Raw genomic sequence first — 12658 nt, 5'->3', positions numbered from 1 at the left:
TCCATGCTCTTTATTGCGCGTGAAAGATATGGGTATGTTTCTTGGACATGTTCACGTAATGGAAGTGACCACGCTCAAGCTGGAGTTCTCTTAATTCACGAATAGGCACATCCACTTTCAACATCTTGCCTTGGTGTTCACCTTGCAGCTTGCACTCGGCGCGAACAAAGGTGCCTTGGAACTCCAACTCTTCGATTTGAACTGGGAAGCTTGAGTCGCTCTGTTTACCGATTTCAAGAAAGTGAAGGTCCTCTGGGCGTAGGCCCAATTCCACCTGCTCACCACGGTGTAGTTTGTCACATGGTTTTGGCAGCAAAGATTCACCAATTCGGATTTGGTTGTCGCTGACGACGGAAGCCGGAATGAAGTTCATGTTCCCAACGAAATCAGCCACGAAGCGAGAGGCTGGGTTTTCATAGATGTCCTGTGGGGTACCGACTTGCTCGATAACACCGTGGTTCATGACGACGATACGGTCTGCCATAGCCAGTGCTTCATCTTGATCGTGGGTAACCATGATGGTCGTTATGCCAAGCTGGCGTTGCAGGCGGCGGATCTCTTCACGCAGGTGAGTTCGTACTTTTGCATCAAGGGCAGACAACGGTTCATCAAGCAGTAACAGACCTGGTGATAATGACAGCGCGCGGGCGAGGGCAACACGTTGCTGTTGGCCACCGGAAAGCTGGTTCGGGTATTTCATGCCAGAATCAGGTAGGCCAATAACACCTAGCCAATGGTTAACCGTATCGTTAACGGTTTTGTTGTCTTTCCCTTGATTGCGTAACCCAAGACTGATGTTCTCAGCCACGGTCAGGTTCGGGAACAGAGCATAAGACTGAAACACGATACCGAAGTCTCGTTTTTCCGGCGCAAGGAAAGTAGTGTCTATATCACCTTGAGTAATTTTGCCTGAAGATGCTAGATCGAGACCGGCAATGGCACGCAGCAAAGTTGTTTTACCGCAGCCCGAAGGGCCAAGAAAGCAAACAAATTCACCTTTATTGATATCAAGGGAAATGTCGTTCAGCGCAGTAAACTGTCCGTAATGCTTGCTGACATTTTCAGTCTTCAGATACGTTTCCATGGTTCTACTCACTTAAATTGGTATATACCAAAAGTAGTGGTAGTCAGTTACAGTTAAATGACATAAATTTTACGGAAAAAAGAACTTGTTAGAATAGAGCTCATTTCTGGCAAAAAATGGCGACTAGTTCATACTTAACCATTACTGAATATCGTATTTTTTTGTCGTATTAAAAAAGAATTTGATTAGGTTGGCACATTTTCATCTTGTCAAATTGATATTCTATATAGGTCTAGACCTTTTATTCTACTTTTGTGTTTTTTGATTGAGGCAAAGCATCATGGAAAGAAAAATGTTGATTAGAAATATTTCTTATATGGAACGTGAGCTGTCGGAAATGAAAAAAGAGCTGGCAAAGCTTGATGCGCAAACTGAGCAACAAGAGGGGCTGGACACACAAGAGGGCAGGACTGTCCGTCAAGCTTATTTCCAGCTCTAATTCCAACAACCCATTTCCAATCAAATATATTAATTGATACAAGACTTATTAGATTGGTTCAAAAACAAAGAAAGCGTGACAGCATTACCGTCACGCTCAGTGTTTCAATATCTTAGTGAACGCTTTAATTCTCGCTGATTATGAACGAGGCTCAGATTTAGCGTCAAACTTATCAGACCACGTTTGCAATACATCCTCGCGGCTTTGGGCCATCTTACCGAAGTCCATATCAACCATGGCATTCTCTACATCTGGGTAGTTAGTCACTGCCGCATTGATAGATTTATGGCCAACGACCGGGTAGAACTCGTTATAAAGCGTGTTGGCTTCTTCAGAGATAGACCAATCAACTAGGCGTTTCGCTGCATCAGATTCTGTATTCACCAGACCAACCGCTTCGGCTTCCCAGCCCACACCGCCCTTAGGCATGATGATATCAATAGGTGCGCCTTGTGTTTTTAGCGTTGCGCCACGAATAGCCATTGAAATACCGATAGCGACTTCGCCCATGCCAGCCTGTACACATGGTTTAGACCCTGAGTGAGTGTAGTGTGCGATGTTGTCATCCAATTTAGCCATGTACTGCCAAGCCGCGTCGTCACCCATTGACTGGATCCAGGCTGACACCTGCATGTAACCCGTACCGGAAGAGGCGGGGTTAGGCATAGCGATATGGCCCTTGTACTCAGGCTTGAGTAAATCTTCCCAGGTTTCTGGTTTAGAGAGACCTTGCTGCTCAGCCACAATTTCGTTGAAACAAACGGCATTGAAGAAGGCGTCGTTGCCGAACCAAGCTTTGTCTTCTTGAGGGTCGACGAGGTTGCCACGTATTTGGTCAAGACCGACAGGTGTGTAGGGCTTTAGAATTCCTTTTTCTTTAAGAAGCGCCATCGATGAGCCGGCAAGACCCCATACAACGTCAGCATGAGAGTTCCCTTTTTCTGCTAACAACTTCGCGGTCATGATACCGGTTGAATCTCGTACCCAATTAATTTTTATATCTGGGTTCGCTTGCTCAAAACCGTTTTTAAACTTAGCAAGCATGTCAGTTTCGAAAGCGGTGTATACCGTTAGTTCCTCGGCAGCAAACGCAGAAGAACCAGTAAGGGCTGCAATTGCAGTCAGAGGGGTAATCATCCAACGGTTTTTCATTTTTCATCTCCATGAATATTTTGGCGACCAGGCAGCAATATTGAAAGTAATAGGCTTGGTCTTTACCAGATTGTTTCGACACGGAAGATGCTAGGCATGAAATATGACAGTTCAATGATGGCGATATTTCAGTTTACTAACAGTTTTATTAGATCTTTTTGACAGCAAAATATTAGAGATAAATAAAGGATGGTGGCGACAAATAAGAGGATCATGAAGCTTTTGTTAATTCTAGGGTGAGGGCATTTACAGCGATCTACCAAGATCGTTATAGTTTATCGAAACTGGTATAGTCCAAATTGGAATCAAGAGAATGGAAAACTTGGATAATCAATATCTACTACTCACCCCGGGTCCGCTATCAACAAGTCGTACCGTTCGTGAAGCAATGCTAAGAGATTGGTGTACTTGGGATGACGAATACAATAAAGACATTGTAGAAGCGATCCGCAAGCAGTTGGTTGAACTGGCGACGGGTGCTGAAGGGTATACAAGTGTTCTGATGCAGGGCAGTGGTACCGCATCGGTTGAAGCGACAATCGGTTCGATTATTCCGCAACAAGGAAAATTGCTGGTGGTTAATAATGGTGCCTACGGCGAACGGATAGGCCAAATTGCACAGTATTTGAATATTGAACATACGATTATTGAGTTGGGTGAAGTTGTCCAACCCAATGCAGCACAACTGGCTGATATTATTGATAATGATCCAGCGATTACTCACGTGGCAATGGTGCACTGTGAAACCACAACCGGTATGTTGAATCCGGTTGAAGCTGTGTGTGATGTGGTCAAATCCCGCAACAAGATCATGATCCTCGATGCGATGTCTAGCTTTGGTGGTATTCCGCTGGATATCGGTAAGCTGGGTATCGACTTTATGATCAGTTCTGCTAATAAGTGTATCCAAGGTGTTCCTGGGTTCGGCTTTGTCATCGCCAGACAAGATGAACTAGAAAAGTGCAAAGGTCGCGCCCGCTCGCTGTCGTTGGATCTTTATGACCAATGGCAGTGCATGGAAAACAATCACGGTAAATGGCGTTTTACCTCACCGACCCATACCGTACGTGCTTTCTATCAGGCCATGCAAGAACTTCATGAAGAAGGAGGTGTTGAGGCACGCTATCAACGCTATGCATCGAACCAGAAGATACTGGTTGCCGGTATGGAGAAACTGGGTTTCAAGTGTCTATTAGATAAGTCACTGCATTCACCCATTATCACGTCTTTCTACTCGCCGGAAGCCGATGAGTATGAATTCAAAATGTTCTACAACCTTCTGAAAGAAAAAGGGTTTGTTATCTACCCCGGAAAAGTGTCAAACGCTGACTGTTTCCGTATCGGTAACATTGGCGATGTTTATAACGCGGATATGCGCCGTTTGATTGATGCCATCGAAAGTGCGATGTACTGGGTTTAGGGAAAGATGATGACTAAGACAACGGCTTCTGAACAAAATAAAACGTCGCTTACCGATCAGTCGCTGCGCAGTGAAGGTGATACCAACATTACCCCTGCACGTACTGCATGGACTAACAGTATTGCAGACCAAACAACGCAGAAAATGCTGGAAGAAGACAGTAAGGTTTTTCTACATCAAGCAATGTCGACACCGTGCCTAGACGCATTAGTAGGTGCCGAAGGTATTTATATCGAAGATGCTGCTGGCAAGAAATACATGGATTTCCATGGCAACAATGTTCACCAGCTGGGCTATGGCCATCCTCACGTTGTGGCCAGAATCCAACAACAGTTGGCAGAGTTACCGTTTTCTCCTCGTCGTTTTACTAATCAGACAGCGATTGATTGTGCGAAGAAACTCACTGAGATTGCCGGTGGTGATTTAAACCGCGTACTGTTTGCTCCGGGTGGAACTTCGGTGATCGGTATGGCTCTGAAACTTGCCCGGTATGTGACTGGCAATTACAAAGTGGTGTCATTGTGGGATTCGTTCCATGGTGCTTCGCTTGATGCCATTTCTGTTGGTGGAGAAGCGTGTTTTCGTGAAGGCATGGGACCATTGATGGCGGGTGTAGAACGAATTCCTCCTGCCGTCAGTTACCGTGGTGCATTCCCGGCCAAAGACGGGAGCGATGTTCATTATGCCGACTACCTTGAATATGTGATCGAGAAAGAGGGCGGGATAGGGGCTTTCATTGCAGAAGGTATTCGAAATACCGATGTGCAGGTACCAAGCAAAGCGTACTGGCAACGCATTCGTAAGATCTGTGATAAGCACAACGTTATGTTGATCATCGACGATATTCCCAATGGTATGGGAAGAAGTGGTAACTGGTTTACCTACCAAGAGTTTGGCATTGAGCCAGACATTCTTTGTATCGGCAAAGGGTTAGGTGGTGGCGTAGTGCCAATCGCTGCAATGATCACCAAAGAGAAGTACAACACGGCATCGCATGTTTCGTTGGGCCACTATACCCACGAAAAATCCCCGATAGGTTGCGCGGCAGCCTTAGCGACTATCGAAGTGATTGAGCAGCAAAACATACTGGCCAAAGTAAAGAGCGATGAAGCTTATATGTATGATCGGCTTGAAGGGATGAAGCTGAACTATCCGCTTATTGGGGATGTGCGTGGTGTTGGTTTACTTTGGGGCATCGAGCTTGTCACATCGCGTGACAACAAAGAACGAGCACTAAAAGAATCTGAGCAAGTGATGTATCGATGTCTTGAATTAGGTATGAGTTTCAAAGTGTCACAGGGTAACGTATTGCAGTTAAGCCCGCCATTAATCATTGAACGTGATGACCTTGTGCGTGCTATGGATATAGTCGAACAGGCTATTAGTGAAGTTCAAGGCCAATAGTTAGCGAACAATGATGATCTATTTGAACATCTGATTGATACGACGCTGGCAATGCGACTTTCTGCCAGTAAAAACGAGTTTTAGAAGGAAGATAAAATGACAAAACAAGTTCAGGCTGTAATCTTTGATTGGGCAGGCACCGTAGTGGATTTTGGCTCATTCGCCCCGACAACCATATTTGTCGAAGCATTCCGCCGTGAATATGACTTTGATATTTCACTGACCGAAGCGCGTGTACCTATGGGCCTGGGTAAGTGGGACCACATTAAATGTGTTGGTGAATTACCTGAAGTCAGCAAGCGCTGGCAGCAAAAGTTCGGTCAACCAATGCAAATAGAAGATATTGATAAGATCTACCAAACCTTTATGCCGTTGCAAATAGCCAAAGTCGCTGATCATGCAGATTTGATCCCTGGCGCAAAAGACGTCATTGATGGTCTGCGAGAAGAAGGGATCAAGATTGGTTCATGTACTGGTTATCCACGGGTCGTACTCGACGAACTGATCCCAGCGGCGAAGAAAAAAGGCTACAGTCCAGATTGCGCTGTTGCTACTGATGATTTGCGTGCTGGTGGTCGCCCTGCACCTTATATGTTGCTGCAGAATATGATTGAGCTTGCGGTATCGGATGTAAAAGCATGTATCAAAGTGGATGATTCTGTACCAGGGATTACAGAAGGTCTCAACGCAGGCATGTGGACTGTTGCACTGTTGTTGTCCGGGAACGAAGCTGGCCTAACTCAGGCTGAATTCGAGCAAGCGGATGAAGTCACACTAGCATCTGCACGGGCAAAAGCGATCGACGCTTTTACCCATTCTGGTGCACATTACAACATTGATACCATTGCCGAGTTGCCAAAAGTCGTTGCTGATATCGAGCGTCGCTTAGCGGCAGGGGAGCATCCATAAGCGTAGTAATCAGATATTGTGTCTCACGATAAAAATAGTCTTGAAAGAATAATGGCAACGATCCTTGAAAGTGTTTGAGGAACCCTAGGTAAATATTGCCCTTTTGGTGCGGTCAAACATCAAAAAGGGCTTTTATTGTGCAATGCATTATACCGCTTCACTATATTGGTGCGGTCTCGCTGAGATTTATATTACCCTATTATTAAACTGTAAATTATCAAAGACTTAATAATTATTCTTTGTGGCGTAAATATTGCTCTGTTTTCTGTTATACATAATGTGCGCTAGGGGAATAGGATGAAAAAGGAAGCAATTACCGTTATTTTGGCCGGTGGAGTAGGCTCGAGATTGTCACCATTAACCGACCACAGAGCTAAGCCCGCTGTACCTTTTGGCGGTAAATACAGGATTATTGATTTCACACTCACTAACTGCCTGCATTCAGGTTTACGTCGCGTATTGGTGTTAACGCAATACAAATCCCACTCACTGCAGAAGCACTTACGGGACGGTTGGTCTATTTTTAATCCTGAACTCGGTGAGTATATTACAGCCGTTCCTCCACAAATGCGCACGGGTGATAGTTGGTATCAGGGTACGGCAGATGCCATTTATCAAAACCTCTACTTACTCACCCGCAGTGATGCAAAATACGTTGTTGTTCTTTCTGGTGATCATGTATACCGCATGGATTACGAGCCGATGCTAAAACAGCACGTTGAAAGCGAAGCTGATTTAACCGTTGCCTGTATGGAAGTACCAAAGTCAGAAGCCAATGCCTTTGGCGTGATGTCCATTGATGAATATCAACGTATCTATTCTTTCACAGAGAAGCCAGAAGATCCCCAGACACTGCCAAATAATCCGGATACCTGCTTGGCCTCGATGGGAATATACATTTTTTCGATAAAGGCATTGGAAGAGGCGTTAGAGAAAGATGCTGTTTGCCCATCGAGTAGTCATGATTTTGGTAAAGATATTATCCCCGGCCTGATTGACGGTGAGCGTGTATATGCTTATCAATTTGGTGGTTCAGCGGGTAGGGTAAGCCAAGATGCATACTGGCGAGATGTCGGTACTATTGATTCGTTCTATCAAGCCAACATGGATTTGCTGTCCTATTACCCACCGATGGATCTTTACCAGAAAGAATGGCCAATACGGACTTATGAACAGCAATTGCCACCAGCAAGAACGGTTTCTTCACCGGTAGGGAATGAAGGTATCTTCATTAACTCTATAATTTCCAATGGAGTCGCTATCAAAGGAGGATCGGCACAGAACTCGGTATTGTTCCCCAAGGTGAAAATTGAGAATGCTGCCGTGGTGATCAATAGCATTGTTTTTGAAAGTGTCGTGATCGGTGAAGGTGCTCATATAGAAAATTGTATTATTGATAAGGATGTTGCTATTCCTGCGGGCATTGAGATTGGCGTGAACCCCAAGCAAGATGCAGAGCGTTTTGTCATTTCACCTAATGGAGTGGTAGTTATTCCTTCTGATTATCAATTTTAAAACCGTTATTATATATCAGAATGGAAAACCGACACGAGCTGTCGGTTTTTTGCTTTGTATGTTGCAATTGTGTTGCGGGTTATTGTTGGCATGACTAATTAAGGTTATCAATTACACAGGTCTGAAAAAAATTTATTTTTCAAGAGAGTGATCACTATGTGCGTAAGGTTTTATTGATGTTAATCATATGTTTTGTGGATATTTCCACTTTGATTTTTTGCTTGTAAAAAGCAGATCAACACCATATTTTCAGAAATTAGACATAGCTCAAACTTAAGTTAGTCGTATAGTAGTTATTAGCTAACGAAATATTTATTTAGCCAGGTGCAAATGAGTTATTAACAACAGTGGTTATGTTTCTAAAAGGATGAATATGGAAACATCAGTTGAATTCTCAAATCTAGATAATGTTGTTTTTGATTACACAACATTTTTATCAGCATCATGCAAACAAAGAGTGACACTTGTCGATGCGCTAAAGGCGCTGATTCCAGCATTTGAGATCACATGGACTTCTTCAATGCCGCACGGAATGACAGACTCAGAGAAGTTGCAGTTGCAGGCACTAAAAGTGCTATCAACCAATATCAGTGATACGAACAACCTGATTCGTTTGTTACGGCTTGCACGCGCAGAACATATTGACGAGCTTATGATCAAGCTGCCTTATGCGTTGGAAGAGTTTCAATTGGTCGAGATTGAAAACAAAGCTGCATGCAAGATGATTAAGTTAGACGATGAAGGGGAAGTGCTTAGAGCACATATGCTCTAATAGCTTGTTTGTTCAGATAAAATAAAGCCAGCGTTTATCACGCTGGCTTTATTATTTCTAAATCATACCTTTCCACAACATGCCAACGGCTAAGCAAGCTGCGACAGTTAGTATGCTGGCTGCTGTCATTTCCTTTCCGACAAACGGGCGGGTTTTCTGCTCACGTTTGGCTTTAATGTAGAAATAGAGCCCTGGTAGATACAGCAGTGCAGAGAGTAGAAGGTAGTTAAGCCCAGAGGCATAAAGTAGCCATAACCCATATAGACTTGCACACAAACCGACGATGAACAAAGAACCACGGTCTTTTCGCTCGATTGCTAACTTCAGCGTATATGCACCAACTAAGAAGTAGGGGACAAGGATCATCTCTGATGCAATAGCGAGCAGAGTATCATAGGTACTTCCGGCAAACATGACAAAGATAAGGCTGACCTGAATACAGCTATTTGTCAGGAGTAACGAGTTAACCGGACTGCCAGCTTCGTTCTGTTTGGCAAAGCTGATAGGGAACATCTTATCCCTAGCCCCCAAATATGGTGCCTCAGAGGCAAGGACGGTCCAGCTAAGGAATGCACCGCAGACTGACACAAGAAGACCAACGCCAATGATATATTTGCCCCATGGTCCAAGGATTTCTGTAAGCACCTTAGCCATGGAAGGGTTCTGGAAAGTGGCTAATTGCTCCGTGCTGACGACACCCATTGAAAGCAAAGTCACAAACACATAGATAGTTAATGCCGTTAGCAATCCTAGAATTGTTGCACGACCGATATCCTTACGATTCTTAGCGCGGTTTGAAACAACCACAGCGCCTTCAATACCAATAAACACCCATACCGTGATGAGCATGGTACCTTTTACTTGGGATAGCAGGTCGTGTTGTTCACCAAAGTGCAGCCCAGTGAAATCAAACACAAAGGTATCCCAATGGAATGCAATGAGGGCGGAGAATATAAACAGGAATAACGGGACCAGCTTGGCACAGGTAGTGACCATGTTGATCAAGGCTGCGGTTTGAACACCACGCAATACTAGCGCATGTACAAGCCACAATAATACAGAAGAGCCGATGAGTGAGAGCCAAGTATTTCCCGCACCAAATAGCATCATATCCGGGGTATCGAACAGCATGCCTAGCGTACTGAACACGATCACCAAGTAGGAGACATTAGCCAGCATAGCGCTGAGCCAGTAACCCCAAGCCGAGCAAAAACCGACGAAATCACCAAAGCCTGCTTGAGCGTAGCCAAAAACACCGCTTTCGATTTCAGGCTTCAGCTGCGAAAGGTGCTGGAAGGCCAAGGCGAGGAAAATCATTCCTATACCTGTGATTGTCCAACCTATTATTACTGCTGCGGGACTGGCAACAGCAGCCATATTCTGAGGAAGGCTGAAGACACCCGCGCCTATCATTGAGCCGATGACCAAGGCAGTTAGCGATCCTAATCCCAGTTTCTTTTCCATTTATACATCCGGTTATAACGACTGAATTTTTATAATTTTCAGGTGCATTATGATGGATTTTTATATATTTGCACGGCAGAAGTGATGCGCGTCACGTAAATAACAGTTAATTACACCATTCATTGTACTGGATCAAAAAAGCCATCTGCATTGCTGATGGCTTTGTAAGTATAGGAAAGAATTACGTATTAGATATTGAGCTCAATGTTGTCAAACATGAGGGTATTCAGTGGTAAGTGATCTGCGATTTATTATCACGGTTGATGACAAATGCAAAGCTAGCACCTGCATCTGACGCTTCGCGGATGGCATAGCTGGCAAAGTGTTGAATGTCACCTGTTGCAATGACAGCACTGCAGTTCCCACTGCGAAGTGCTTTTTCCATCAGTTCTTGGTCTGATTTGCTTTTTTTATTGTTCAATACCAAGACCTTGTTTAAATCGATGCCAGCACTTTTCAATAAATTCTTATCAACCAGAGCACTCTGACCAATAAACATGATCCAGCGGTTCTGTTGGCTAGCTTGTTTGAGGATACGTAGGAAGTAGGCCAATTGGGCTTGGCTTTCATCATTGAATGAAACCTCAATCGGACAATTCACGGTATGAGGAGAAGGGGTGCCCTCAGTATGCGCGCCAAACGTCGCTTTGTAGACCTGAGAAGCAGAAACTGTGTTTTGGTGTTCAAAGTAAGCAGCCATAATCCATCATCCTCAAACAGTGTTTATTTATACATGCTGTATGTCTATACAGTAGTTTTAATTAGATGCTGTTGCAAGTGTTTTTTAACAGTTGCTTGAGGTTTTATGAGCAAAAAGGATACGAAACTATACAAGTTAAGATTTTAAATGCATGAATATAAAGGAATTTGAATGTTGTACTCTTTATGAGTACATATTGGTGTTTTTTTGGTTTTAAATGGTTTTGAGCTGGGTAAGTTATGGAGAACTACTGTATAAACTAGAAAACCACTGTGTATACAGTATTGTTTCATCATATATACAGGCTATCTCACAGATGCTTGCATTAGACTTTTGTGTAAAACTGATTGAATGTATTCTTATTTAGACACTGATAATTAAAATTGTAGGCGTGGGGATTTAAGTATCTTAGGCGGTAGCATACCGTTAAACCTGATCTAAAGGACTTTTGACGCCGCTGAAATGGGTGCCTACGACATGGGTGTAAATTTGAGTCGTTTTTATATCGCTATGGCCAAGCAGTTCCTGGATATTTCGTAAGTCTGTACCGGACTCAAGTAAACGGGTAGCGAAAGAATGCCTAAAAGTGTGGCAGTTTGCTTTTTTTACTATTTTGGCCTGCTTGACTGCGGTTGCTACTTGCTGTTGCACACTACGGTCGGTTAAATGGTGGCGCATCAATTTGTTTGAGCGCGGATCTTTGCTGATATTTTTGGCTGGAAATAGATACTGCCAGCCAAGTGATTTAGCATGATTAGGATATTTACGTTGCAAGGCGTAGGGCATATACACCTCACCATAACCATTCTTGGTATCCAGTTTGTACAGGGCTGTGACTGATTCTATTTGATGTTTAAGATCTGCAATAATGTGCGGCGACAGTAGGGTCTTTCTATCTTTGTTTCCTTTACCATTTCTGACAGTAATACTTAAGGTATCAAAGTTAATGTCATTAATCCTGAGCCGAAGCGCTTCGTTCACACGAAGCCCGCTGCCATACATTAACTGGGCCACAAGCCTGCATGGATATTGAAGCAGTCGGATTATCGACATGGCTTCTTCATGGCTGAACACTTCTGGTAATTTTGTAGAACGTTTTGAGCGCTTGAAGTTTAACAAGCTAGTATCTTGATTAAGCATTTCCCTGCAGAGAAAGACAAGTGCGTTTAATGCTGTCCTTTGGGTGTTTGGTGAGACATTTCTAGTTGTCACCAAATGTTCGAGGAATAGTTGAATATCTCTTGCATTGATTTGATTACGATGTCGGTAACGTGAGAATAGGATAAACCGTTTAATCCAACTGATGTAGGCTTTCTCGGTTGAATAGGATAGCCCCCTTGTACGAATGAAGGTGGTTACCTCTGCCAAAAAAGGACTTTTAATGCTTGATAGTGGCTGTGGGATATCTTTCATACAAATACTGTTTTCTAAATGTGTATATTACTTTATGAACGTTTTTCACCAGACACCAAGCTATGCAGAACAGAGTTCGGTTATTTGTAGCGAATGTCACAACATATAGAAAAGCAGTTGTTTGTCAGTATGTTACTATTGATTGTTGAGGTGGGATATACGAATTAACTACGCACTATAAGCAAGAACAAACCAAGAAAAATTTAACTGGTTGATTTTTGGTAGTAGGGATAGTCGAAGTGGTTTCGACAAATAAAATGTTATATGCTTAGGGAGGAATCTTGGTCAAGAAAGGTCTAACTTCAAACCAAATAATTGTATTAATACCTTTCTGTATTATATTAGCATTAATACAAGTGGCTATTTGGTCTGATATATTAGTGTAT

General features: G+C 43.5%; 11 protein-coding genes. 6 read left to right on the top strand and 5 right to left on the bottom strand.

Annotated features, from left to right (window positions below):
• Positions 1-10: 10 nt before the first annotated feature.
• Complete coding sequence (locus C9I99_RS25070) at positions 11-1084, bottom strand: putative 2-aminoethylphosphonate ABC transporter ATP-binding protein (RefSeq protein ID WP_107351564.1); 1074 nt, start codon at positions 1082-1084, stop codon at positions 11-13.
• A 280-nt stretch (positions 1085-1364) separates the two neighbouring features.
• On the opposite strand from C9I99_RS25070, the gene C9I99_RS27270 reads away from it, so the two are divergent.
• Positions 1365-1523, top strand: a complete 159-nt coding sequence (locus C9I99_RS27270) for a hypothetical protein (protein WP_166645520.1) — start codon at positions 1365-1367, stop codon at positions 1521-1523.
• A gap of 138 nt (positions 1524-1661) precedes the next feature.
• Here C9I99_RS27270 and C9I99_RS25065 read toward each other — a convergent pair whose 3' ends face one another.
• On the bottom strand, positions 1662-2675 hold the full coding sequence (locus C9I99_RS25065; protein WP_107351563.1) for a putative 2-aminoethylphosphonate ABC transporter substrate-binding protein: 1014 nt from the start codon (positions 2673-2675) through the stop codon (positions 1662-1664).
• A gap of 322 nt (positions 2676-2997) precedes the next feature.
• On the opposite strand from C9I99_RS25065, the gene phnW reads away from it, so the two are divergent.
• From phnW to C9I99_RS25040, 5 genes are all read left to right on the top strand, one after another.
• Entirely contained in the window at positions 2998-4095 is a 1098-nt protein-coding gene (gene phnW / locus C9I99_RS25060) for a 2-aminoethylphosphonate--pyruvate transaminase (protein WP_208113466.1), read from the top strand.
• Between the two features lie 9 nt (positions 4096-4104).
• The gene (locus C9I99_RS25055; RefSeq protein WP_107351561.1) at positions 4105-5499 is read left to right on the top strand and encodes an aspartate aminotransferase family protein; all 1395 of its coding nucleotides are present in this window, start codon (positions 4105-4107) and stop codon (positions 5497-5499) included.
• Between the two features lie 96 nt (positions 5500-5595).
• Positions 5596-6408, top strand: a complete 813-nt coding sequence (gene phnX / locus C9I99_RS25050) for a phosphonoacetaldehyde hydrolase (RefSeq protein WP_107351560.1) — start codon at positions 5596-5598, stop codon at positions 6406-6408.
• Between the two features lie 297 nt (positions 6409-6705).
• On the top strand, positions 6706-7923 hold the full coding sequence (glgC, locus tag C9I99_RS25045; protein ID WP_107351559.1) for a glucose-1-phosphate adenylyltransferase: 1218 nt from the start codon (positions 6706-6708) through the stop codon (positions 7921-7923).
• 373 nt (positions 7924-8296) lie between these two features.
• A complete protein-coding gene (locus C9I99_RS25040) occupies positions 8297-8695 on the top strand; it encodes a hypothetical protein (RefSeq protein ID WP_107351558.1) in 399 nt (132 codons plus the stop codon).
• Between the two features lie 57 nt (positions 8696-8752).
• Here C9I99_RS25040 and C9I99_RS25035 read toward each other — a convergent pair whose 3' ends face one another.
• The 3 genes from C9I99_RS25035 to C9I99_RS25025 form a co-directional block, all read right to left on the bottom strand.
• Positions 8753-10159, bottom strand: a complete 1407-nt coding sequence (locus tag C9I99_RS25035) for a basic amino acid/polyamine antiporter (RefSeq protein ID WP_107351557.1) — start codon at positions 10157-10159, stop codon at positions 8753-8755.
• A 226-nt stretch (positions 10160-10385) separates the two neighbouring features.
• The gene (locus tag C9I99_RS25030; RefSeq protein ID WP_107351556.1) at positions 10386-10859 is read right to left on the bottom strand and encodes a cell division inhibitor SulA; all 474 of its coding nucleotides are present in this window, start codon (positions 10857-10859) and stop codon (positions 10386-10388) included.
• A gap of 426 nt (positions 10860-11285) precedes the next feature.
• On the bottom strand, positions 11286-12272 hold the full coding sequence (locus C9I99_RS25025) for an integron integrase (RefSeq protein ID WP_107351555.1): 987 nt from the start codon (positions 12270-12272) through the stop codon (positions 11286-11288).
• Positions 12273-12658: the final 386 nt, after the last annotated feature.

This window comes from Photobacterium lutimaris (assembly GCF_003025555.1).
GTDB classification, from domain to species: domain Bacteria; phylum Pseudomonadota; class Gammaproteobacteria; order Enterobacterales; family Vibrionaceae; genus Photobacterium; species Photobacterium lutimaris.
This window is presented reverse-complemented; position numbering and strand designations above follow the sequence as displayed.

What these genes read in the sequence shown, in the direction of transcription:
- C9I99_RS25070 (WP_107351564.1), bottom strand. Translation starts at nt 1,084, where the DNA reads ATGGAAACGTATCTGAAGACTGAAAATGTCAGCAAGCATTACGGACAG.
- C9I99_RS27270 (WP_166645520.1), top strand. Translation starts at nt 1,365, where the DNA reads ATGGAAAGAAAAATGTTGATTAGAAATATTTCTTATATGGAACGTGAG.
- C9I99_RS25065 (WP_107351563.1), bottom strand. Translation starts at nt 2,675, where the DNA reads ATGAAAAACCGTTGGATGATTACCCCTCTGACTGCAATTGCAGCCCTT.
- C9I99_RS25055 (WP_107351561.1), top strand. Translation starts at nt 4,105, where the DNA reads ATGACTAAGACAACGGCTTCTGAACAAAATAAAACGTCGCTTACCGAT.
- phnX (WP_107351560.1), top strand. Translation starts at nt 5,596, where the DNA reads ATGACAAAACAAGTTCAGGCTGTAATCTTTGATTGGGCAGGCACCGTA.
- glgC (WP_107351559.1), top strand. Translation starts at nt 6,706, where the DNA reads ATGAAAAAGGAAGCAATTACCGTTATTTTGGCCGGTGGAGTAGGCTCG.
- C9I99_RS25040 (WP_107351558.1), top strand. Translation starts at nt 8,297, where the DNA reads ATGGAAACATCAGTTGAATTCTCAAATCTAGATAATGTTGTTTTTGAT.
- C9I99_RS25035 (WP_107351557.1), bottom strand. Translation starts at nt 10,159, where the DNA reads ATGGAAAAGAAACTGGGATTAGGATCGCTAACTGCCTTGGTCATCGGC.
- C9I99_RS25030 (WP_107351556.1), bottom strand. Translation starts at nt 10,859, where the DNA reads ATGGCTGCTTACTTTGAACACCAAAACACAGTTTCTGCTTCTCAGGTC.
- C9I99_RS25025 (WP_107351555.1), bottom strand. Translation starts at nt 12,272, where the DNA reads ATGAAAGATATCCCACAGCCACTATCAAGCATTAAAAGTCCTTTTTTG.